This is a genomic window from Pseudomonas sp. MT92, from assembly GCF_058792515.1.
Genome location: NZ_JBXAFA010000010.1, coordinates 57623 through 80545, shown reverse-complemented (window position 1 = coordinate 80545; position 22923 = coordinate 57623). Strand labels below are relative to the sequence as shown.

Here is a 22923-nt window from a genome sequence, read left to right as displayed (position 1 = left end):
CAGATCCCGGTGCAGGCCCCGACCATTCAGCGTTGTTCGATTGGCACGAACTTGCGCTGCTCGACGCCGATGTACTCGGCGCTCGGGCGGATGATGCGGTTGTTGGCGCGTTGTTCGTACACGTGGGCGGCCCAGCCGGTCAGGCGCGAGCAAACGAAGATCGGCGTGAACAACTTGGTCGGGATGCCCATGAAGTGGTACGCCGAGGCATGGTAGAAGTCGGCGTTCGGGAACAGTTTTTTCTGCTCCCACATGGTGGCGTCGATGGCTTCGGAAACCGGGAACAACACCTTGTCGCCCACTTCGTCGGCGAGTTTTTTCGACCAGCCCTTGATCACCTCGTTGCGTGGATCGTTGTCCTTATAGATCGCGTGGCCGAAGCCCATGATCTTGTCCTTGCGCGCCAGCATGCCGAGGGTGCCCTCGACCGCCTCTTCAGGCGACGAGAAACGCTCGATCATTTCCATCGCCGCTTCGTTGGCGCCGCCGTGCAGCGGACCGCGCAGCGAACCGATAGCCGCGGTGATGCAGGAATACAGGTCGGACAGGGTCGATGCGCAAACCCGTGCAGTGAAGGTCGAAGCGTTGAACTCGTGCTCTGCATAGAGGATCAGCGACACGTTCATCACTTTGACATGCAACTCGCTCGGCTTTTTGCCATGCAGCAGGTGCAGGAAATGGCCACCGATGGACGGCTCGTCGGTCACACAGTCGATGCGCTTGCCATCGTGGCTGAAGCGATACCAGTAGGTCATGATCGCCGGGAACGTGGCCAGCAGGCGGTCGGTCTTGTCGTATTGCTCGGAGAAGTCCAGCTCCGGTTCCAGGTTGCCCAGGAACGAGCAACCGGTGCGCATCACGTCCATCGGGTGGGCGTCGGCGGGGATGCGTTCCAGCACTTCTTTCAGCGCTTGCGGCAGGTCGCGCAGCTTGCTCAGCTTGCTGATGTAGGCCGCCAGTTGTGCCTTGCTCGGCAATTCGCCGTACAGCAGCAGGTAGGCGACTTCTTCGAATTGTGCGTCAGCCGCCAGTTCGCGAACATCGTAGCCGCGATAGGTCAGGCCTGCGCCCGACTGGCCCACGGTGGACAGTGCGGTTTGCCCGGCAACCTGGCCACGGAGTCCGGCGCCACTGAGTACTTTTGCTTCGGCCATTACTGTCTCCAGTCTTCTTGAATTTGTTAGGGAAACTTGTAGGAGCGAGCCTGCTCGCGAAGGTGGACGGATCACCTCGGTGCATCAGGGACACCGCGTTATCGTTGGCGTCCATCGCGAGCAGGCTCGCTCCTACAGGGTTTGATTCAGCCTTTCTTTTGCGCAAACAACGCGTCGAGCTTCTGTTCGAAGGTGTGGTAGTCGATGCGATCGTAAAGCTCCATGCGAGTCTGCATGGTGTCGATGACGTTCTGTTGCGTGCCGTCGCGGCGAATCGCGGTGTAGACGTTCTCGGCCGCCTTGTTCATGGCGCGGAAAGCCGACAGCGGGTACAGCACCAGCGATACATCGGCACCGGCCAGTTGCTCGGTGGTGTACAGCGGTGTCGCGCCGAATTCGGTGATGTTGGCCAGGATCGGCGCTTTCACGCGGCTGGCGAACAGCTTGTACATCTCCAGTTCGGTGATGGCTTCCGGGAACACCATGTCGGCGCCGGCCTCGATGCACGCGGCGGCGCGATCCAGGGCAGATTCCAGACCTTCCACTGCCAGGGCGTCGGTACGGGCCATGATCACGAAGCTGTCATCGGTACGGGCATCGACGGCGGCCTTGATACGGTCGACCATTTCCTGCTGCGACACGATTTCCTTGTTAGGACGGTGGCCGCAACGCTTGGCGCCGACCTGGTCTTCGATGTGAATCGCCGCCGCGCCGAACTTGATCATCGACTTGACGGTACGGGCGACGTTGAACGCCGAGGAGCCGAAACCGGTGTCCACGTCCACCAGCAGCGGCAGGTCGCAGACGTCGGTGATGCGACGCACGTCGGTCAGCACGTCATCAAGGCCGGTGATGCCCAGGTCAGGTACGCCAAGGGAACCGGCAGCCACCCCGCCACCCGACAGGTAGATCGCCTTGAAACCGGCGCGCTTGGCCAGCAGCGCGTGGTTGGCGTTGATCGCGCCGACCACTTGCAATGGATGCTCGCTGGCGACCGCATCGCGGAAACGCTGGCCTGGAGTGCTCTTGTTCAAACTCATGACTCACCTCGTTTGGCTGTCGGGTTGGCGCCGTCCTGATAATGACGGGCGATATTGCGTTTGGAAGCGCCGATGTGGCGGCGCATCAACAACTCGGCCAGTTCGCCGTCACGGTCGGCGATGGCATCGAGAATTCGGTGGTGCTCGGCGAAGGCCTGGCGCGGGCGATTGGGCGTAGTGGAAAACTGGATGCGGTACATGCGCACCAATTGATACAGCTCGCCGCAGAGCATTTGCGTCAGGGTACGGTTGCCGCTGCCCTGGATGATTCGGTAATGGAAGTCGAAATCGCCTTCCTGCTGGTAGTAGCCCCGACCCGCCTGAAACGCTTCATCGCGTTCATGGGTTTCGAGAACCTGGCGCAGTTCGTCGATTTCTTCGAGGGTCATGCGCTCGGCGGCGAGGCGACAGGCCATGCCTTCGAGGGACTCACGGATTTCGTAAAGCTCCAGCAATTCGGCATGGTTCAGCGACACCACCCGCGCACCGACGTGGGGTACGCGCACCAGCAGGCGCTGGCCTTCGAGGCGGTGGATGGCCTCACGCAGCGGCCCCCGGCTGATGCCATAGGTGCGCGCCAGCTCTGGCTCGGAGATTTTGCTGCCCGGGGCGATCTCACCCTTGACGATGGCCGCCTGAATGCGCCGGAAGACGTTTTCGGAAAGTGTTTCCGAATCATCCTGGGTTACCAGCGGGGGATCGAGTTGATCCAGCATATTGTCGACACCTTGAAAGCTAATGCCGCAAAAACTAGCGAATCAAGGCGTCTTAGTCAAAGGATAATTAGATATTGTCGACAATCGTCTAATAACCGTCTGCACCATCACCACACATGAACTGCTGTTTATAGCCGCCGGTCAGCGCTGGCGCCACAAAACCACCGTGCTAGAATGCCGCCCGCATTTGTTTGCCGCATCTGCACTGTCTGTCATAAAACCCTGATAGGCATACGAGGGAACTTGTGCAGCGATGCCAGGGCCTTGAATCGAAGTACGGACCGCTGCGCACCAGGATTTATGAGACTCAAGCCCTTCCCCACATTCCTTTATTTTCTTTGCCTGCCCGGCTTCGCGGCGGCAGGGGAAAAGACCGTATACGGCCTCAATGAATACGCGTCCCTGGGCGGTATCGACCTCGAAGTGGCCGCCAAGCTTGATACCGGAGCGAAAACCGCTTCCCTGAGCGCCCGCGACATCAAGCGCTTCAAACGCAACGGCGAATCGTGGGTGCGTTTCTATCTGGCCATCGACGCCGCCCATTCGCACCCGATCGAACGACCGCTGGCCCGGGTCAGCAAGATCAAGCGTCGGGCCGGCGACTACGACCCGGAAGAAGGCAAGAAGTACACGGCCCGCCCGGTGATCGAGCTGGATATCTGCATGGGCTCGGCCCTGCGCAGCATCGAAGTGAACCTGACCGACCGCAGCGCTTTCCAATACCCGCTCCTGATTGGCTCCGAAGCGCTCAAACGCTTCGACGCGCTGGTCGACCCCAGCCTTAAATATGCTGCCGGCAAACCCGCCTGCACCACCGACGCTCATACCGCAGAGTAATTTAAATGCGCTCTCTTACCCTCCATCTGAAACTGCTGATCGCCATCCTGGTGATCCTAGGCATTTCAGTCACGGCCTATCAGATCTTCGTGCTCGGGATCCCGGTCACCGAAGACGCCACCGACGACTTGTGGAACATCGACGCCAAGGTCGAGTTCGTCGCCAGTGCCAAGGACCCGGTCAAGATCCAGATGTTCGTGCCACCCCTGAGCCGCGACTTCGTCAGCCTCAACGAGAGCTTCATCTCCAATAACTATGGTGTCGCCGTGAACCGGGTCGACGGCAATCGCAAGGTCACCTGGTCGGCACGCCGGGCCAAGGGCAACCAGACGCTGTATTACCGCCTGGTGCTGACCAAGCGTTACTCCGGTGAAAAGTCCAAGGTCAAGGGCCCGACTTTCCGCGACAGCATCGCCGTGGAGGGTCCGGAAAAAATCGCTGCCGAAGCCCTGCTCGCACCGATTCGCCAACACTCGGCCGACGTCGAGACGTTCATCGGCGAAGCCATCAAGCGGGTCAACAACCTCAACGACGACAACGTGAAGTTGCTGCTGGCCGGTGATCCGTCCACCGTGCACAAGGCCCGAATCGTCGAACTGCTGCTGTCCATCGCCCACGTACCCATCGAGAAAGTCCACACCATTCGCCTGGTGGCCGACCAGCCGCAAACCCCGGAACTCTGGCTGCGCAGCTTCAACGGCACCGACTGGTTGTACTTCAACCCGGAGACCGGTGAACAGGGGCTGCCAACCGACCGCCTGCTGTGGTGGACGGGCGACGAAAACCTGATCACCGTCGATGGCGGCAAAAAGGCCAACGTGACCTTCAGCCTGAACAACAGTGAAATGAACGCCATTCGCCTGGCGAAGCTGACCGACGAAAACACTGACGCCAACTTCCTCGAATACTCGTTGTACGGCCTGCCGCTGCAAACCCAGCAGACCTTCATGATCATGGTGATGATCCCGATCGGCGTGCTGGTGATCCTGATCCTGCGCAACCTGGTCGGCCTGCAGACACTGGGCACCTTTACCCCGGTGCTGATCGCCCTGGCCTTCCGCGAGACCCAGCTCGGTTTCGGCATCGTGCTGTTTACCATCATCACGGCACTGGGGCTGTCGCTGCGTTCCTACCTCGAACACCTGAAGCTGCAGATGCTGCCGAGGCTGTCCGTGGTGCTGACGTTCGTGGTGGTACTGATTGCGGCCATCAGCCTGTTCAGCCACAAGCTTGGCCTGGAGCGCGGGTTGTCCGTGGCACTGTTCCCGATGGTGATTCTGACCATGACCATTGAACGCCTGTCGATCACCTGGGAAGAACGCGGTGCAAGCCATGCCATGAAAGTGGCGATCGGCACACTGTTCGCAGCCTCCCTGGCCCACTTGATCATGACCGTGCCGGAGCTGGTGTACTTCGTCTTCACCTTCCCGGCGGTCCTGCTGATCATGGTGGGCTTCATGCTGGCGATGGGTCGTTATCGCGGCTATCGCCTGACCGAACTGGTGCGGTTCAAGGCTTTTCTGAAGAAGGCTGACAGCTGATGTTCGGCTTCTGGAAGACCTGGAAGGCCCTGGAAGCGCGGGGCATCATGGGGATCAACCGACGCAACGCGGACTATGTGCTCAAGTACAACAAGCGCAGCCTGTACCCGATCGTCGACGACAAGATCCTCACCAAGGAGCGAGCCATCGCCGCCGGTATTCATGTGCCGGAACTGTATGGCGTGATTTCCACCGAGAAGGAAATCGACAAGCTCGGCGATATCATCGGCGAACGCAGCGACTTCGTGATCAAACCGGCCCAGGGCGCCGGCGGTGACGGCATCATTGTGGTTGCCGACCGCTTCGAGGGCCGCTTTCGCACGGTATCGGGCAAGATCATCAGTCATGAGGAGATCGAGCACCATATCTCCAGCATCCTGACCGGCCTGTACTCCCTCGGCGGGCATCGTGACCGGGCATTGATCGAATACCGGGTGATCCCGGACCAGATCTTCAAGAGCATCAGTTATGAAGGCGTGCCGGACATCCGCATCATCGTGCTGATGGGTTACCCGGTCATGGCCATGCTGCGCCTGCCGACCCGCCAGTCCAGCGGCAAGGCCAACCTGCACCAGGGCGCCATCGGCGTCGGTGTCGACCTGGCCACCGGCCTGACCTTGCGCGGCACCTGGCTGAACAACATCATCAACAAACACCCGGACACCACCAACGCCGTTGACGGCGTGCAACTGCCCTACTGGGACGGCTTCATGAAACTCGCCGCCGGGTGCTACGAGCTGTGTGGCCTGGGCTACATCGGTGTCGACATGGTGCTGGACCAGGAAAAAGGTCCGCTGATTCTCGAACTCAATGCGCGGCCAGGCTTGAACATCCAGATTGCCAACGACTGCGGCCTGACCCTGCGCACCCATGCGGTCGAAGCGCGACTCGAAGACCTGAAGGCTCGCGGCGTGACCGAAACCGTAGAAGAGCGCGTAGCCTTTGTGCAGGAGATGTTCGGGCATATCCCGACCGTCGAGGGCTGAACCCCGCCAATCGCCCTCAGCCTGCCAATCCCCGACTTCCCCTCTAGGAGCAATTCGCCGAGGGGACTACAATCGCCACCCCGCCTCAACGGCCGATCGCCCTCACTCATGTTGACCTGTTCCGTACACCCGCTTCCCTATCGCGCCAACCCCGCCGATTATTTCGCGGCCATCCGCCATGCCCCCGGTGCCGTGCTGCTCGACAGCGGCCGGCCAAGTGCCGAACGCGGGCGCTATGACCTGCTCAGCGCCTGGCCGCTGGAACAACTGACGGTATTGCCTGACGAAAGCGGCGCTGATTTCCTGCAACGCCTGCGGGAAAACCTGACGCGGCTCGGCGAAGCGTCCCTGCCTTCGGCCTGTGAACTGCCGTTCGCTGGCGGCTTGATCGGCTACTTGAGCTACGACTTCGGCCGCCATCTGGAACACCTGCCGAGCCAGGCCCTGGACGACCTGCAACTGCCGGATGCGCGCTTCGGTGTGTACGACTGGGCGTTGATCAGCGATCACCAACGGATGACCAGCCAACTGGTGTTTCATCCTGCGCTGGCTGACGGCGAGCGCGAGCGTTTGATACAGCTGTTCGAGCAGCCTGCGATTGAACCGGTCGAGGCTTTCAAACTGCAAGGGCCGATGAGTGCCGACCTGAGCGCCGATCAATATCGCCACGCCATTGAGCGGATTCAGCAATACATCCAGGCAGGTGACTGCTATCAGGTCAACTTCGCCCAGCGCTTCCGCGCCCCTTGCCAGGGCGATCCATGGGCCGCGTACTGCGCGTTGCGGGCGGCGTGCCCGACACCGTTTTCCGGTTTCCAGAGCTTGCCCGACGGTGCCGCCGTACTGAGCCTGTCGCCGGAGCGCTTCGTCAAAGTCAGTGAGCGACGGGTTGAAACCCGGCCAATCAAAGGCACTCGCCCTCGCGGCGTCACGCCCGCCGAAGATGCGGCGAATGCCGCCGAACTACTGGCCAGCGCCAAGGATCGCGCGGAAAACCTGATGATCGTCGACCTGCTGCGCAACGATCTCGGTCGCACCTGCCGGACCGGTTCGGTCTCGGTGCCGGAATTGTTCAGCCTTGAAAGTTACCCGAACGTCCATCACCTGGTGAGCAGTGTCACCGGCATGTTGGCGGAGGATCGTGATGCACTGGATTTGATCGCCGGCAGTTTCCCCGGCGGCTCGATTACCGGGGCACCGAAAATTCGCGCGATGCAAATCATCGACGAGCTCGAACCGACCCGGCGCGGACTGTATTGCGGCTCGCTGCTGTATCTGGACGTGCGCGGCGAGATGGACAGCTCCATCGCCATTCGCAGCTTGCTGATGAAAGATGGGCAGGTGTGTTGCTGGGGCGGCGGCGGGATTGTCGCCGATTCCGAGTGGCAAGCCGAATATCAGGAATCGATCACCAAGGTGAAGGTGTTGCTCGATACCCTGCAAAGCCTCTGATTAACACCATTCCCTGTGGGAGCGAGCCTGCTGAGACCCGGCTCGCTTTCAGACTAAACGCGTAATCGTTGACGTCCATCGCGAGCAGGCTCGCTCCTGCAGGGGGCGCGTTACAGGCTCAGGGCGCGGTTGGAAGCCTTGATGAATTCCTGTTTCAGGTCTTCAAAGGTGTGCACCGCCGGGAACTGCGGGAACTCGCGGATCACGTTGTCCGGTGCATGGAACAGAATGCCAGCATCGGCCTCACCCAGCATCGTGGTGTCGTTGTAGGAATCACCGGCGGCAATGACCCGGTAGTACAGGCTCTTGAAGGACAACACCGACTGGCGCTTCGGATCTTTCTGACGCAACTGATAGCTGGTCACCCGGCCGGCATCATCGGTGATCAAACGATGGCACAGCAAGGTCGGGAAGCCCAGTTGACGCATCAACGGCTGGGAAAATTCGTAGAAGGTGTCCGACAGAATCACCACCTGGAAGCGCTCGCGCAGCCAGTTGACGAACTCGATGGCGCCGTCCAGCGGCTTGAGCGTGGCGATCACTTCCTGGATATCCGCAAGCTTCAGGCCGTGTTCGTCGAGAATCCGCAGGCGCTGCTTCATCAACACGTCGTAGTCGGGAATGTCCCGGGTGGTGGCCCTGAGGGATTCGATCCCGGTTTTTTCGGCGAAGGCGATCCAGATTTCCGGGACCAGCACACCTTCAAGGTCCAGACAGGCAATTTCCACAAGACACTCCCATTTGTATTGTTTATTGAGTCGAGCGAGCCCGAACTCTAGCGATTACTCCCCAACCGCGCAACGCAGAGGACACCCCGACCGGCGCAGCTTTTTGTTACCATCGGTCCATATAGAGCGCCCAGCGCCAATGACCTGTAGGAAGCCGCCCTGATGAGCCCAACGTTCGACGTCGTGGAACTCGCCACGACCTATGCCAGTAAATCCGCCCAGGACATCCTGAAACTCGCCTTCGCCGAGTTTGGCGATGACCTGTGGATATCTTTCAGCGGTGCCGAGGATGTGGTGCTGGTGGACATGGCCTGGAAGCTGAACAAGAACGTCAAGGTGTTCAGCCTCGACACCGGTCGCTTGCACCCCGAGACCTACCGCTTCATCGATCAAGTGCGCGAGCACTACAAGATCGACATCGAACTGGTGTCGCCGGACTACACCAAACTTGAACCGTTCGTGAAGGAAAAGGGCCTGTTCAGTTTCTACAAGGACGGCCATGGCGAATGCTGCGGCATCCGCAAGATCGAGCCGCTGCGGCGCAAGCTGTCAGGCGTGAAAGCCTGGGCCACCGGCCAACGCCGCGATCAGAGCCCCGGCACTCGCAGCGCAGTCGCCGTGATGGAAATCGACGGCGCGTTTTCCACCCCGGAACGCACCCTGTACAAATTCAACCCGCTGGCACAAATGACCAGCGAAGAGATCTGGGGTTACATCCGCATGCTGGAACTGCCGTATAACAGCCTGCATGAGCGCGGGTTCATCAGCATCGGCTGCGAACCCTGCACCCGTCCGGTGCTGCCGAACCAGCACGAACGCGAAGGCCGCTGGTGGTGGGAAGAGGCCACGCAGAAGGAATGCGGGCTGCACGCGGGCAATATCATCAGCAAGTCCAAAGCGTAAACCCACCGTAGGAGCGAACCTGCTCGCGATGAACCCGAGAACGCCGCGGGGCGTCAGGTTTTCAGCGTTATCGTTAACGACCATCGCGCGCAGGCTCGCTCCTGCTGGGCTCATGCCCAAAAATGTGTACACACAAATGTCACCATCAGTGCCATTTATGTGTGCACTTTTAGTTTCCGCGCCCGAAAAAGTTACATCCTGCCTTTCCGACCCCCTGCGTCGACCTTTCCCACAAAGCCTGTCGAAAAATAAATACCTGTTCGAACGGTCAATTTATATCGCCATATTTTCAGTCACTTAGCGCCATCTCATAACAAAACGAAATGAGCAGCCGAATTCATAGATTCCTGGCTGGCATAGATCTGGCAAAGGTGCATACATTTTTTGTATACAATCAACTCAAAACATACACACACCAGATCCGCAAGCCTGAAGCGCCCTATCCCGTACAGGCTGCAGATGCCCCGTAACCAATGGTATTCGCCCCGCGACGAAGATTTGTCGAACCCTCGCGCTCATGCACAGTCACCGCGGCGTCGAGCATCAGGAGCCTGCCGTGGAACCTCTACAACTGCCCGCTGGTGATCGTGTACTTCCTGTCGGGCCTCGGTGCCCTGCTCGGGCCGTTGTACGGCGTGATCATGGTCGACTACTGGCTGGTGCGAAAAGGTCAGGTCAACGTGCCGCAGTTGTACAGCGAAGACCCGACTGGCGCCTATTACTACAGCCGCGGGGTCAACTTGCGCGCCGTGGCGGCGTTCATTCCCGCCGCCGGGATTGCCGGAATGCTCTACCTGATCATCGCCAAACGCCAACCGCACTACGCCGATGTCAGCGGCGAAGCGATCGCGGTCGACAACGTCAGTCATTAATCACTTGGCGGCCCGGCGAGTCCGGGCCGCAGAACCACCGCACTATAAGGACTCCCCATGCGAATTCTCGTGGTCAACGTCAACACCACCGAATCCATCACCCAGGCCATCGCCCGCTCGGCCCAGGCCGTTGCAGCCCCCGGCACGGAAATCGTCGGCCTGACCCCTCACTTCGGTGCCGACTCCATCGAAGGCAACTTCGAAAGTTATCTGGCGGCCATTGCCGTGATGGATCGGGTGATGTCCTACGACCAACCGTTCGACGCCGTGATTCAGGCCGGCTACGGCGAGCACGGCCGCGAAGGCCTGCAGGAACTGCTTAACGTGCCGGTGGTGGACATCACCGATGCGGCGGCGAGCACCGCGATGTTCCTCGGCCATGCCTATTCGGTGGTCACCACCCTCGACCGCACGGTGCCGCTGATCGAGGATCGCCTCAAACTGTCCGGGCTCTGGGATCGCTGCGCGTCGGTGCGGGCCAGTGGTCTGGCGGTACTGGAACTGGAGCACGAACCGCAACGCGCACTGGAGGCTATCGTGCATCAGGCCGAACTGGCGGTGACCCAGGACAAGGCCGAAGTGATTTGCCTGGGCTGCGGCGGCATGGCCGGGCTGGATGAACAGATTCGCCAACGCACCGGAGTGCCGGTGGTGGACGGGGTGACGGCGGCGGTGACCATTGCCGAATCCCTGGTGCGCCTGGGGTTGTCGACGTCGAAGGTACGGACTTATGCAACGCCACGGCCGAAAAAAATCATTGGCTGGCCGGGGCGGTTTGGCAGGTAGACCGCGTTATCGTTAATCATCGGAACACCGCCTGAGGTCCCCCTCGCTCCCATAGTCAGGTGTCGTGTGCATCATTGTGGAACGACACAAAAACTGTGGGAGCCGGAAACACTGCTGAAGGTTTCCATAGCGACCACTATTAACTTTTGGTTTACACAGGGTTACCTGCTCAATGAAGGTAACCATGCGCCTGGGTCAGGGAGGATAAATGCTCAATGGCATCGAAAAATAAAAGGCCTTGGGGTCTGTTTGCGGCAATGGGAAGTACGCGGCAAAGCTTCAAGCAGTACTTTGCCGGGAGTTATTGCTCACCTCGAACAGCCCCACTAGTTTTTGCAACTTGTTGGCGTCAAGCCTTACCGTTTCTGCACTGGTCTGCAGCACGACCACCGTCTGGCGCATCTCTGCGGAAGACTGATCGACCTGTTTGATTGTTTTTCCATAATCAAGGCTGCGCTCATTAAGCTGCTGAATAATGCTGAACATGCTTTCCACTGCCTGATGCAGTTGCACATTTTCCGAAGATGCCTCTTCGGCCAGGCGCAAGCTGTTGTCAACATCCTTGACTCCGTTCTCCATAAACCCCACGGCTATTTGCGTTTCATTTTGCGGGCCTTCGACCATCTGCCGAATGTCGTGAGCGGCGCAGGATGTTCGTGTGGCCAAGGTTCTAGCTTGCTATCCATCGCTGACGCTCAAGAGCTCATAAATCAATGCTGGATTACGCGAAATCCTCCACGTTGAAGGATGTCCGCGCGGGGTAGCAGGTCAGAGGAGTAGAAGGTCGTTGCTGGCTATCCGAATGAAACATTCGTGAATCAAATAAGTGCACGATGCAATACGTGCTCACCAACAGGGTCGCCAGCGGCACCCAGGTCGGCAAGGCCTCGCATACCCCATTGATTCACAAAGAGCGGATCATCGGCGACCGGGAGATCAACGGCACCGGACCAAGCTATGCCTGGCAGATTGGAGGTGACAGCAAGCAGACCGCCTGAAAATCTGATATCCCCTTTAAGAAGGCCAGCACTCGCGCTGGCCTTCGTCTATTGCGCACCACAGTAAACCGACTGTCGGTCCAGCAACAGAACTTCATCAACACTGTCACTCGACAGACACTTCGGCTTAAGCATGTGGATTTAATTTCTTTTAAAAACAGTAAGTTGGCACCTGGCACAAAGCCTGCACCCAGGCCTTGTGCTGCCCTGTATACCGGATGTACGAACGTGGTGGAGCAACAATCCCAGGTTTCGTTAGAGTGAGCCTGCAAATGGCTTGGAACTGTAAGTGTGGCCGCTGACCGAAAACTGCCCCGGTAAAGGCGGTTTTTTCGACTGAAAAACTGAGCCAGGTGCTCAACGGGTTCTGCTCACTTTTCGAACAGGAAAACACAGGGCAATCAGCATGGAAATGCTGGGAAACATCAGCAAAAAATGGACAATACCCACTCGGAGCCGGGTATCGGTTTAATCGAAGGGCTGTTGACACAAAATCCGGGACACATAAAGGAGATCGATAACAATCATGAAAGACGCAACCATCGCGCTGCACCACGGCTTCAAGTCGGACCCGACCACCAAGGCCGTCGCCGTGCCGATCTATCAGAACGTCGCCTTCGAATTCGATAACGCCCAGCACGGCGCCGACCTGTTCAACCTGGACGTGCCCGGCAATATCTACACGCGGATCATGAACCCCACCAACGATGTGCTGGAGCAACGCATTGCCGCCCTCGAAGGTGGTATCGCGGCCCTGGCCGTCTCGGCTGGCAGTGCCGCAATTCACTATGCGATCCAGACCCTGACCCGCGCCGGTGACAATATCGTCACCACCCCGCAACTCTATGGTGGTACGTATACCCTGTTCGCTCACCTTCTGCCGAGCTTCGGCGTGGATGTTCGTTTTGCCCGAAACGACTCCGCCGAGGCCATCGCAGAACTGATCGATGACAACACCAAGTTGGTGTACTGCGAAAGCATCGGCAACCCGGCGGGCAATATCATCGACCTGGAAGCACTCGCCGATGTTGCTCACGCCCGTGGTGTGCCACTGATGGTTGACAACACCGTGGCTACGCCGATCCTGTGCAAGCCGATCCAGTTCGGTGCCGACATTGTCGTGCACTCGGTGACCAAATATGTCGGCGGCCACGGCAATTCCCTGGGGGGTGTGATCGTCGACAGCGGCACCTTCCCCTGGAGCCAATACCCGGAGAAATTTCCCGGTCTCAACCAACCCGAACCGGCGTATCACGGCGTGGTGTACACCGAGAAATTCGGCCCCGCCGCCTTCATCGCGCGCGCCCGCACGGTGCCACTGCGCAACACTGGAGCGGCGCTGGCACCGATGAACGCGTTCCTGCTACTGCAAGGCCTGGAAACCCTGGCACTGCGCATGGAACGACACACCGAAAACGCCATGAAGGTTGCGCAATTCCTGCAAGGTCACGCTGAGGTTGAATGGGTCAGTTACGCCGGCCTGCCGGACCATCCACACCACGCACTGGCGCAGAAATACATGCAGGGAAAACCATCGGCGATCCTGTCGTTTGGCTTGAAGGGCGGCTATGAAGCCGGTGTCCGTTTCTACGACGCTCTGCACATTTTCAAACGCCTGGTGAACATCGGTGACGCGAAGTCTCTGGCCTGCCACCCGGCCTCTACTACCCATCGGCAGATGAACGAACAGGAACAAGCGAAGGCCGGGGTGAAGCCAGAAATGATTCGTCTTTCGGTAGGCATTGAGGCGATTGAAGACCTGATAGACGATTTGCAGCAAGCGCTGGATTCAACTCATCTCTAAGGGCAAGTAGCCTGCATGCTGCAGGGATGTCGGCTTGGATTTGCCCATACAAAAAGGATGATGGACTCACCCTGGAGAACTGGGTGCCTTGATGCAAGTCAGAAAACTCCACACCACTGGGGGCGTGGAGTTGGAGGGTAACAAGACTTCATTACCTGGCGTTTTTCATCTGCGTTTCTGGCATCGCCGAGGAAGGGTGATTGATATTCCTCCACTGACCGCGGACCTGCAATCGACTATAAAAAGTCGCCTCTCCTTGAACTGATCAATACAACCCCTAACAAACCAAACATTACTAACCCGTAGTTTTTTCAATCATTTCAGGCGACACCACAGACGTCTTAGATTTCATCTTGATAGGGTTTCGTCTTATTAATTTCAATAATTAATGCAGTACCGTTACATCTTCTGAAGACCGGTGCATTCCTTGATGTTATTTTTTATTGAGCACCGAAGACAGCCTGTAATCCCGAATCGATACTAGGCTCCATCAACCAAGGCAATCTCGCCTCGGGACTTTGGAGATCGATATGACTACTCAGAACCTCAGCGGCAAAGTGGCTTTGATTCAAGGCGGTTCCCGGGGCATTGGCGCAGCCATCGTCAAACGACTGGCCGCTGAAGGCGCAACCGTCGCCTTTACCTATGTCAGCTCCACGGCCAAGGCCGAAGCGTTGCAGAACAGCATCATCGCTGACGGCGGCAAAGCCCTGGCCATCAAGGCTGACAGCGCCGACGCCGATGCCATTCGTGGCGCCGTGACCACCACGGTAGACGCCTTCGGACAGCTGGATATCCTGGTCAACAACGCTGGCGTGCTGGCCGTTGCGCCACTGGAAGATTTCAAACTCGAAGACTTCGACCAGACCCTGGCCATCAACGTGCGTAGCGTGTTCATCGCCACCCAGGCCGCCGCCCGACACATGACCGCTGGCGGTCGGATCATCAACATCGGCAGTACCAATGCCGATCGCATGCCCTTTGCCGGTGGGGGCCCATACGCCATGAGCAAGTCGGCACTGGTCGGCCTGACCAAGGGCCTGGCCCGCGATCTTGGCCCGAAAGGCATCACCATCAACAACGTGCAACCGGGGCCGGTCGACACGGACATGAACCCGGCCGACGGTGACTTCGCCGACAGCCTGATTCCATTGATGGCCGTCGGCCGATATGGCAAAGCCGAAGAGATTGCCAGTTTCGTCGCCTACCTCGCCGGCCCCGAGGCGGGCTACATCACCGGTGCGAGCCTGACCATCGATGGTGGCTTCGGCGCCTGATGCGTTAGACCTTTATCAAATGTGGGAGCTTGCTCCCACATTGTCCGTTGTCAGGCCCATTCGAGCGCCGGCAACCCACAAGCACTTGGCTTGAACGCTTTCAACGTACGAAGAATGCCATCGGCGTGTGCGTATTTTTCGTCAGCCATTGCCGCATCGGGAATGGCAATCGCCGTCATCCCTGCCGCTTTCGCCGCCGTGACACCGAAGGGTGAATCTTCGAACACCAGGCAGTCTTGCGGGGCGACACCCAGGCGTCGGGCTGCGGTGAGAAAGATATCCGGCGCCGGTTTGGCTGCGCCGACTTCCGGGTCATCGGCCGTGACGATAATGTCGAACAGCGCGAACCAGTCGCGGTGCAAGGTGGTTTTCTGGCCGAACGACTGGCTCGAAGAGCTGGTGCCCACCGCAATGGGGATGTTGTTGGCCTTCAGATGCCGCACCAGTTCCTGTGCGCCAGGCATGGCTTGAGCAGTAGGAAAACGCTCGCTCATGAGGGGTTCGCGGATCACCAGAAACTCTTCGGCACTGATGGGCAGATCCAGCGCCTCGACCACATAGCGCGCCAGATCACCCGCGCCACGACCGATGATGTTTTGCTTGATGCGCCAGTCAAACGTCCGCCCATAGCGCCCGGCAATGATCGACGTGACCTCGGTGTAGATGCCCTCGGTGTCCAGCAACAAGCCGTCCATATCGAATATCACAGCCTTGATCGGGCCGAACTCATCCAGCGCTGCACTCATCGCATCTGATCCGTTTTCAACGACATCCCAGGCGGCCGGTTACGACCGCCTCGGTGACTGATTAAAGGTTTCAGCAGCATAGCGAGCGCAGCTGGCTCAGGGCAACGGGCAAAACTCGAAGGGCGGCTGTCGTTCGCGTTCGTACCCGTGCCGTGGAGATCGTCGGCGGGAGGATCGACCGCCACTCAACTCGGCTCGCCGCAAGCTCTTGGGGATGTATGACGTTCGAGACGACCTTCAGTCAAACATTCCTGCACCCTGCTGACAGGAACGAAAAACCCGGCGCCTGGCCGGGTTCCGGAGGGAGTGCGATGTCCCATCAGTGATGTTTGTTTCTGTGTTTATTCTTGTGTTTATGACCCCCACCGGAATGGGATCTGCCGTTGTCGCTCCCCAGATTGTTGCCAACCGCACCACCCGCTGCCCCGCCCAGGCCTGCGCCGATGGTCGATCCGGTGGAGCCGCCGAGGCTGTTACCGATCACCGAACCACCCGCGGAGCCCAGCCCACCGCCAATCGCGGCTTCTGTGCGACTGCCCTTGGGCGCGCCGACCGCGCTGCCTGCCGCACCACCTACACCGGCACCGATCGCGGCACCCGTGCTGCCACCCATTTGCCCACCGACCACGTTCCCCAGCGCACCACCCAACCCGCCGCCGACCGCCGCCGTACCGTCACCGGCCGCCATCGCCAGTGGTGTGAGCAACAGGCCTAAAACCAGCGCTGGCAACCTCAAACGGCCGGACATCTTCACTTCCTTGCCTTCAGTCATAGCTGTCATGGTGAAACTCGCATTCAATGGGCTTAACACTTGGAGGCAACGTAGAGAAAATCGTTCATAAACGAAAAAGCCCGGCATCGAGCCGGGCTTTTTCAGTCAGCCGATCAGGATCAGTGACGCTTGTGACCCTTGGCCAGATTGCTGCCAACGCCGCCGCCCAATGCACCACCCAGGCCTGCACCGATAGTCGAACCGGTCTTGCCGCCCAGGCTGTTGCCGATCACCGAACCACCGGCCGCGCCAACACCACCGCCAATGGCGGCGCTGGTGCGATGGCCTTTCTTGGCCGCAACGGCACTGCCCGCCGCGCCCGCTACGCCAGCACCGATCGCTGCGCCGGTGCTGCCACCCATGCTCTGGCCCACGACGTTACCCAACGCACCGCCCAAACCACCACCAACGGCAGCCGTGCCGTCGCCAGCCATTGCACCTTGAGCAACCAGAAGACCCAGAACCAAAGCAGGCAGAGTGAAACGCATGACAAAAACCTCAAAAAAGGGTGTAAATCGAAAGGGGCGAGATTGAATGCTTTAGCGACGAAAAAGTCCAGACAGGCGTGCGCTCAACCTCGTTATTGGCGACGGTTGGACAGCATTTATCGAAAAGGTTTTATGCCAGGCAAAAAAAAGCCCGCTGGGGAACGGGCAGGGTGTTGCTTTCTAACGGATGAGTTGAGCCTACGTAAGGCGATGTGAAAACTTTGTGAAAGATAATTCGCAGAAACAAACAGTTAAACAATCCGCCAGACATAAAAAACCCCGCTCGATGACGGGGTCTGCTGGCGGTTCATTACTTCCTGACCGGTGCCGCTACCCTGGGTAAAAATTTGGCTTTCAACAGTCGGCGCGCCCTGGATTTGATCTTGTCGACCTCGGTCTGATCTTCACCGAAACTCGCAACATAGACCGTCTGTCCACACTGCACGCAATTGTTGATCGGAAACTCTGCCCCGTCGTCTTCAATGTACGGATCAGCCATCTCTTCACCCCCTATCAAATGCGCGATCAATACCGGCAAGCCCTTTGCCTGAAAAATACCGATCACGAAGCCTTTGAGACTAGCTGGTCATTACTGGACTTGTTATTCAGCTTGCCGAGTGCCCGACGAATGGCCCACGCATCACCTGAGCTTCACCGCCGTACCGGTGACCAACACCACGACCATTGCTCCCTTCCCGGCCGGCATGGCGATCTCATCATTGAGCCCCACCACCGCATCCGCTTGAAGCGCAAGGGCGCGCTCCTTGATTTCGTCAGTGGCCTGGATTCGTGCTTCCTGCAGCGCACGCTCCAATGTCTGGGAGCGACCACCGAAGAAGTCGCGCATTCCGGAGAAGATCCAGTTAAGCGAACATCAGTGATTGGCGCCTTTGGTGGTTACTACGGTGTCGGCCACCGGAATGACCCGCGCCTCGCGACGCGGCAAACGGCCATTGAGTAAGGCGTAGGCCGCCAGACCGATCAGCAACCCCCAGAACGCCCCACCGATCCCCAGCAAGGTGATGTTCGCCGCGGATGCCAGAAAAGTGATCAGCGACGCTTCGCGGGATTTGACCTCCGCCATGGCGCTGGCCAGGCTGGCGCCGATAGTGCCAAGCAGGGCCAGCCCGGCCAGCGTCGTAATGAAGGTGGCCGGGAGTGCCATGAACACGGCGGCGAGGGTCACCCCGAAAATCCCGACGAGAATGTAGAACACACCCGCGGCAACCCCGGCGATCCAGCGCCTGGACGGATCCTCCGAGGCTTCCTTGCCGGTGCAAATGGCCGCAGTGATGGCCGCAACGTTGAACGCGTGAGAACCGAAGGGCGCCATCAGCAATGAGCCCAACCCTGTGACCGTCAGGATAGGATTGGCGCTGGTGCTGAAGCCATCGTTGCGCAGCACCAGCATGCCCGGCATGTACTGGCCGGTGAGTGTGATCAGAAACAGCGGCAGCGCCACGCTGAGCAACGCATTGATCGAAAACTCAGGCCGGGTGAATACCGGTGCCGCGAATTGCAGTTCCAGCCCGGAAAGATCCACACGCCCCTGCGTCAGGAGAAACACCAGCCCCAGCAGCAGAATGCCCACCACTGCGTAGCGTGCGGTAAAGCGCTTGAGCACAACGTAAGCGGCAATCAGTAACGCGACCAACGCGGGATCAATACTCATGCCACCAAACGCGCCGATACCGAACTGCAGCAGGATACCGGCCAGCAGCCCCGCAGCCACGCCCGGCGGAATCAGGCGGATGATTTTTTCGAAACAGCCGGACAAACCCAGCAGAACGAAGGCGGCGGCCGAAATGATGTATGCACCCACAGCCTCGGCGTAGGGTGTGGTGGACAGTGCGACGACCAGAAAGGCCGCGGCGGGTGTCGACCAGGCGGTAATGATCGGCTCACGGCTTGCCCAACTGAGAAACAGCCCGGTAATACCCACGCCAATCGACACCGACCACACCCACGACGCCGTCAGTTCGGGGCTGAGCCCGGCGACCTTGGCGGCCTGAAAGACCAGGATGAACGTGCCGCCATAATTGACGATGACTGAAATCAGGCCGGCGACAATCGGATGCACAAGGTCGCGTAGACGCAGGGTGGACGAGGATGGTGAAGAAGACATGATGGCTTTGCTCCTTGCGAAACGAAGTGTTCGGCCTCGAGTGAGGATGATGTACGGCAACGCCGTCGGCCCTGCGTCGTAGTCGTGTGACCTGGCCATGGCTGAGTCACCGCTGTTCAAAATCGCTCGCAACGTGCGTGCTTGCCTCGCACAAAGGCCGTGGCGAGGGGTGAATTCTACGGATAGACTGGCCTGCCTTTGCAGGCCAATTTATTGAAGTAAGGCAGACCGCATGGCGAAAACGTTCGAACTGGAAACGCTGAAAATACGCCTCAACGACGCTGAGTTTCAGTTACTGGATCTGCACCAGCGGATTCAGCGCGCGCTGCGTGAGCTGATCCTCGACGGCGCCCTTGACCCTGGTTTGAAGCTGCCCGCGACGCGGGTGTTGGCCAAGTCACTCGGAATTGCCCGCGACACCGTGGAGAACGCCTACGTGCAACTGCACCGGGACGGTTTTATCGTGCGGCGCGAGGGGGCCGGCAGTTATGTCAGCGAAACGGTGGGCACTGAATTGCGAGGCGTGACACGTCGCCGCATCAAGGCCCAGGAAGTCAAAAGCAGCCAGGCGGCACCGGGGGCGGGCTTGAGCCAGCGCGGGCGGATGATCCTCGACAGTGGCGGTGTGAACGATCAGCAGGTGATCAAGGCATTTGCGACCGGCCTGCCGGAAACCCGCACCTTCCCCACCGATGTCTGGGAGCGCCTGCAACGCCGGGTCATGAAGGAGTATCGCGCCAATGTGCTGTTGCATGGCGACCCGCAAGGCGCCGAGCCGCTGCGCAAGGCGATTGCCACCTACTTGAACCTTGAGCGCGGAGCCAAATGCACCCCCGACCAGATCATGGTGCTGAGCAGCACTCGCCAGGCCCTTTTTCTGTGTGCGCAGTTGTTGGTGGATGCCGGCAAACCGATCCTGCTGGAAAACCCGGGTTACTACGGCGCCAGGAAGGCCTTTGAAACCGCCGAGACCAGGGTTCTGCCCATTGATGTCGATGAACTGGGCATACGCACCGACCTGCTGAACGCCGACCGAAGCGGCGCCAATTGCGTCTATGTCACGCCGTCTCATCAATACCCCACCGGCGCGACCCTGCCGCTGGAGCGTCGTCTTGAGTTGATCAACTGGGCGGCGCAGCAGGGCAAATGGGTCATCGAAGATGACTACGACAGCGAGTTTCACTACGACGGGCAGCCGACCGCCTGCGTACAAGGCCTGGACAAGTACCAGCGTACGCTCTACATCGGCACCTTCAGCAAGACCCTCTACCCTGGGTTGCGAATGGGCTACATGGTACTGCCCCATGAGTTGATCAAAGCCTTCACCTATGCGCGCAGCATGATGGACGGTCACACACCGCAAATCCTGCAACTGACCCTGGCGCGCTTTATGGAAGACGGCCATTACAACGCCCATATCCGGGCCATGCGCAAGCTGTATGCCGGGCGCCGCACCAGCATGCTCGACGCGATCGGCAAGCATTTGGATGGCATCATTACCGCCTTGCGCCCTCCCGGCGGACTGCAAATCCCCTGCCTGCTGCGCGATGGCTGGTCTGAGGAAAAAACCATCCGCCAAGCGGCCAGCGCGGGCATACAGCTTTCCGGCCTGAGCCGTTTGTACGCCGGCGAGAGGAAGAAACAAGGCTGGCTATTGGGTTACTCGTCCTTGACCGCTTACGAAATCGAAGCGGCCATGCAGCGCCTGGCCCATGCACTGAAAACCCGCTAGGACAACGTCTGGCATTGGAATACCGCGCATCGACATCGCGGCAACCGGCGCAGTAGCGGCGCCACGCGCTCTGGCGATGTTTGAAGTGGTCTGGTTACCTCGCCGACAATGGACTATTACGCAAGACCATGACGTGCTTAATATCAGCGCCGAGCCAACCCGGTCACGTAGTGTTTCGACCGCCAGCAGGCGCAGAACCAACCGGTTTGGCAGACCACTTCTTGCCAGAGCGTTAATGCTCATAGAACAGGTTTAGCCATGTCGATCGTTCATGTCGGATTGCTTCCTCAGGTCGCAACGGCGCACTTTGTCAGTCATTTGCACATCATGGTGTTGGCGGCCCTGTTCCCCCTGCTGCCGGTTTTTTTTGGCGTGGGTTATGTCGAGCTGGGCCTGGCCCTGAGCATCTTCAATATCGTCACGGCACTGGTGCAGGCCCCTATGGGCTTTGTCGTTGATCATTACGGGGCCAGGCGTTTGCTGATCGCCGGGGTTGCCCTGGGCAGCATCAGCTTCCTGCTGATCGCACTGTTCCCCAGCTACGGCTGTTTGCTGATTGCCATGGCATTGGCCGGGGTTGCCAACGCCGTCTACCACCCGGCCAACTACGCGTTGCTCTCTCAAGAAATCAATCCCGCCCACATCGGCAAAGCATTCTCTGTCCATACCTTTGCCGGGTTTCTGGGCGCTGCCATTGCACCGGTTTTTCTGTTGGGGATCGCCACTGCGAGCAGCCCGGGGCTCGCATTCGTTGGCGCTGCGCTGGTGGGTTTTGTCGCGCTGGGGCTGTTGTTGATACCCGGCTCGGGGCTGGCACGGGTGACTCGGACTCACCACGCACACGAACCTGCACTCAAAATCGCCAGCACCCGAAGGCTGTCACTGCTCTCGCCAATGATCCTGAGCCTGACCTTGCTGTTCGTATTGTTGAACTTGAGCACCAGTGCGATTGAAAAGTTTTCTGTCGCCGCCCTCATGCAAGGACAGGGTGCAACGTTGCCCTGGGCCAACTCGGCGCTGACGGCGTTCCTGTTTGCCAGCGCCTTTGGCGTGCTCGCCGGCGGTGCGCTGGCCGATCGTACCCAACGTCATGGGGTGGTTGCCGCGACTGCCTTTGCACTGGCCGCCGTGTTGACGGCCATCGTCGCCACGACCCGATTGAGCGAACTGGCATTGATCATCGCTCTTGGCGCCGTGGGGTTTCTGACGGGGTTGATCGCACCCTCGCGCGATATGCTCGTGCGGGCGGCATCGCCCAAGGGTGCAGAAGGCAAAACCTTCGGCATCGTCTCCACCGGTTTCAACATCGGTGGCGCAATCGGGCCCATCGGCTTCGGCTGGATGCTGGACCAAGGGCACCCAACGGCCATCTTCTGGGCCAGCGTGACATTCATGAGCCTGACCGTCGTGCTGACCCTGATGCAGGAGTGGTACCTGGCAAGAACCAGAACATCGACGCCCCTGCCTGAGGCCTTTAAATGACTTGGGATAAGGCCTCTGCGGCATCGTCGAACGGGACGACAAGACGATTCACAAGTACAAGTTGCACTTCGCTTTCCTGAACACCAGGAGCGGCTCACCCCCTGTCAGCGGCTTTGACAACAACCCGTGTTCCCATATGAGCCTTTTTTCAGACGCCAAAAACCACAAACCCCCGACTTTCTCTAGGAAAATCAGGGGTTTGCGTTTACTGAATGTGGCGGTGAAGGAGAGATTCGAACTCTCGATACAGTTTCCTGTATACACACTTTCCAGGCGTGCTCCTTAAGCCACTCGGACACTTCACCGTATCTCTTCAAACATGTTCTGTCTGTCGAGGCGCGCTAATGTAGTCGAAAGCTTTTCTGTTGGCAAACATTTTTTTGAGAATTTTCATGCGCTTAACTCGATCAAGGGTTTTGAACCGATGAAGGCAATGGCAAACCGGCCATTCTCCGGCTCCGACCGCCCTTCTATATAGAGGGCA

The 22923-nt window shown here is 59.0% G+C and carries 20 protein-coding genes, 1 tRNA gene and 3 pseudogenes; 12 read left to right on the top strand and 12 right to left on the bottom strand.

Translation table 11 applies throughout. The features are described 5' to 3' along the window. Positions 1–26: 26 nt before the first annotated feature. The 3 genes from prpC to AC1Q6D_RS19280 form a co-directional block, all read right to left on the bottom strand. Positions 27–1154 carry a bifunctional 2-methylcitrate synthase/citrate synthase gene (gene prpC / locus AC1Q6D_RS19290; RefSeq protein ID WP_103402612.1) on the bottom strand — a complete coding sequence of 376 codons (1128 nt, stop codon included), beginning with the start codon at positions 1152–1154 and terminating at the stop codon, positions 27–29. A 146-nt stretch (positions 1155–1300) separates the two neighbouring features. After that, on the bottom strand, positions 1301–2194 hold the full coding sequence (prpB, locus tag AC1Q6D_RS19285; RefSeq protein ID WP_047531524.1) for a methylisocitrate lyase: 894 nt from the start codon (positions 2192–2194) through the stop codon (positions 1301–1303). Next, on the bottom strand, positions 2191–2907 hold the full coding sequence (locus AC1Q6D_RS19280; RefSeq protein ID WP_177329355.1) for a GntR family transcriptional regulator: 717 nt from the start codon (positions 2905–2907) through the stop codon (positions 2191–2193). Before AC1Q6D_RS19280 ends, prpB begins: the two co-directional genes overlap by 4 nt. Positions 2908–3210: 303 nt before the next feature. Here AC1Q6D_RS19280 and rloA point away from each other — a divergent pair, with 303 nt between their 5' ends. The 4 genes from rloA to pabB all read left to right on the top strand — a co-directional run bounded on the left by rloA (position 3211) and on the right by pabB (position 7726). Beyond that, on the top strand, positions 3211–3747 hold the full coding sequence (gene rloA, locus AC1Q6D_RS19275; protein ID WP_047531528.1) for a retropepsin-like aspartic peptidase RloA: 537 nt from the start codon (positions 3211–3213) through the stop codon (positions 3745–3747). A 5-nt stretch (positions 3748–3752) separates the two neighbouring features. Continuing rightward, positions 3753–5288: an osmotic stress tolerance membrane protein RloB gene (gene rloB, locus AC1Q6D_RS19270; protein ID WP_103402611.1), complete on the top strand. Its 1536-nt coding sequence runs from the start codon at positions 3753–3755 to the stop codon at positions 5286–5288. Beyond that, positions 5288–6274: an alpha-L-glutamate ligase-like protein gene (locus AC1Q6D_RS19265; protein ID WP_047531533.1), complete on the top strand. Its 987-nt coding sequence runs from the start codon at positions 5288–5290 to the stop codon at positions 6272–6274. The genes rloB and AC1Q6D_RS19265 overlap by 1 nt, the downstream gene beginning before the upstream one ends. A gap of 108 nt (positions 6275–6382) precedes the next feature. Continuing rightward, positions 6383–7726: an aminodeoxychorismate synthase component I gene (gene pabB / locus AC1Q6D_RS19260; protein WP_103402610.1), complete on the top strand. Its 1344-nt coding sequence runs from the start codon at positions 6383–6385 to the stop codon at positions 7724–7726. Between the two features lie 110 nt (positions 7727–7836). On the opposite strand, the gene thrH is transcribed toward pabB, so the two are convergent. Next, positions 7837–8454 (bottom strand): bifunctional phosphoserine phosphatase/homoserine phosphotransferase ThrH, encoded by a 618-nt coding sequence (gene thrH / locus AC1Q6D_RS19255; RefSeq protein ID WP_103402609.1) that lies wholly within the window; start codon positions 8452–8454, stop codon positions 7837–7839. Positions 8455–8616: 162 nt separating this feature from the next. Between thrH and AC1Q6D_RS19250 the strand changes: the two genes are divergently transcribed. The 3 genes from AC1Q6D_RS19250 to AC1Q6D_RS19240 all read left to right on the top strand — a co-directional run bounded on the left by AC1Q6D_RS19250 (position 8617) and on the right by AC1Q6D_RS19240 (position 11015). Beyond that, a complete protein-coding gene (locus tag AC1Q6D_RS19250; RefSeq protein ID WP_103402608.1) occupies positions 8617–9357 on the top strand; it encodes a phosphoadenylyl-sulfate reductase in 741 nt (246 codons plus the stop codon). 473 nt (positions 9358–9830) lie between these two features. Beyond that, on the top strand, positions 9831–10229 hold the full coding sequence (locus AC1Q6D_RS19245; protein ID WP_371919870.1) for a cytosine permease: 399 nt from the start codon (positions 9831–9833) through the stop codon (positions 10227–10229). A gap of 57 nt (positions 10230–10286) precedes the next feature. Continuing rightward, positions 10287–11015: an aspartate/glutamate racemase family protein gene (locus tag AC1Q6D_RS19240; RefSeq protein ID WP_103402607.1), complete on the top strand. Its 729-nt coding sequence runs from the start codon at positions 10287–10289 to the stop codon at positions 11013–11015. Positions 11016–11294: 279 nt separating this feature from the next. On the opposite strand, the pseudogene AC1Q6D_RS19235 reads toward AC1Q6D_RS19240, so the two are convergent. Further along, positions 11295–11693, bottom strand: a pseudogene (locus tag AC1Q6D_RS19235) (methyl-accepting chemotaxis protein); the annotation flags it as partial. A 206-nt stretch (positions 11694–11899) separates the two neighbouring features. On the opposite strand from AC1Q6D_RS19235, the pseudogene AC1Q6D_RS19230 reads away from it, so the two are divergent. The 3 genes and pseudogenes from AC1Q6D_RS19230 to AC1Q6D_RS19220 all read left to right on the top strand — a co-directional run. After that, a pseudogene (locus AC1Q6D_RS19230) lies at positions 11900–12013 on the top strand (hypothetical protein); the annotation flags it as partial. A 526-nt stretch (positions 12014–12539) separates the two neighbouring features. Continuing rightward, positions 12540–13817, top strand: coding sequence for an O-acetylhomoserine aminocarboxypropyltransferase/cysteine synthase family protein (locus tag AC1Q6D_RS19225; protein WP_103402606.1), 1278 nt, complete (start codon positions 12540–12542; stop codon positions 13815–13817). 530 nt (positions 13818–14347) lie between these two features. Continuing rightward, the gene (locus AC1Q6D_RS19220) at positions 14348–15094 is read left to right on the top strand and encodes a 3-oxoacyl-ACP reductase family protein (RefSeq protein WP_103402605.1); all 747 of its coding nucleotides are present in this window, start codon (positions 14348–14350) and stop codon (positions 15092–15094) included. A gap of 50 nt (positions 15095–15144) precedes the next feature. Here AC1Q6D_RS19220 and AC1Q6D_RS19215 read toward each other — a convergent pair whose 3' ends face one another. The 6 genes and pseudogenes from AC1Q6D_RS19215 to AC1Q6D_RS19190 all read right to left on the bottom strand — a co-directional run bounded on the left by AC1Q6D_RS19215 (position 15145) and on the right by AC1Q6D_RS19190 (position 19225). Then, a complete protein-coding gene (locus tag AC1Q6D_RS19215) occupies positions 15145–15840 on the bottom strand; it encodes an HAD-IA family hydrolase (protein WP_103402604.1) in 696 nt (231 codons plus the stop codon). Positions 15841–16159: 319 nt separating this feature from the next. Beyond that, the gene (locus tag AC1Q6D_RS19210) at positions 16160–16621 is read right to left on the bottom strand and encodes a glycine zipper domain-containing protein (RefSeq protein ID WP_371919869.1); all 462 of its coding nucleotides are present in this window, start codon (positions 16619–16621) and stop codon (positions 16160–16162) included. A gap of 110 nt (positions 16622–16731) precedes the next feature. Beyond that, complete coding sequence (locus AC1Q6D_RS19205; RefSeq protein ID WP_047531564.1) at positions 16732–17100, bottom strand: hypothetical protein; 369 nt, start codon at positions 17098–17100, stop codon at positions 16732–16734. A 310-nt stretch (positions 17101–17410) separates the two neighbouring features. Beyond that, positions 17411–17599, bottom strand: a complete 189-nt coding sequence (locus AC1Q6D_RS19200; protein WP_103402740.1) for a hypothetical protein — start codon at positions 17597–17599, stop codon at positions 17411–17413. Between the two features lie 141 nt (positions 17600–17740). Continuing rightward, positions 17741–17959: pseudogene (locus tag AC1Q6D_RS19195) on the bottom strand (heavy metal-binding domain-containing protein); the annotation flags it as partial. Positions 17960–17974: 15 nt separating this feature from the next. Further along, positions 17975–19225, bottom strand: coding sequence for a benzoate/H(+) symporter BenE family transporter (locus AC1Q6D_RS19190; protein WP_103402602.1), 1251 nt, complete (start codon positions 19223–19225; stop codon positions 17975–17977). 232 nt (positions 19226–19457) lie between these two features. Here AC1Q6D_RS19190 and pdxR point away from each other — a divergent pair, with 232 nt between their 5' ends. Together pdxR and AC1Q6D_RS19180 are read left to right on the top strand one after the other, a co-directional pair. Beyond that, entirely contained in the window at positions 19458–20957 is a 1500-nt protein-coding gene (gene pdxR, locus AC1Q6D_RS19185; RefSeq protein WP_103402601.1) for a MocR-like pyridoxine biosynthesis transcription factor PdxR, read from the top strand. A 264-nt stretch (positions 20958–21221) separates the two neighbouring features. Beyond that, a complete protein-coding gene (locus tag AC1Q6D_RS19180) occupies positions 21222–22439 on the top strand; it encodes an MFS transporter (RefSeq protein ID WP_371919872.1) in 1218 nt (405 codons plus the stop codon). 215 nt (positions 22440–22654) lie between these two features. Here AC1Q6D_RS19180 and AC1Q6D_RS19175 read toward each other — a convergent pair. Next, a tRNA-Ser gene (locus AC1Q6D_RS19175) sits at positions 22655–22744 on the bottom strand. Between the last annotated feature and the right edge of the window lie 179 nt (positions 22745–22923).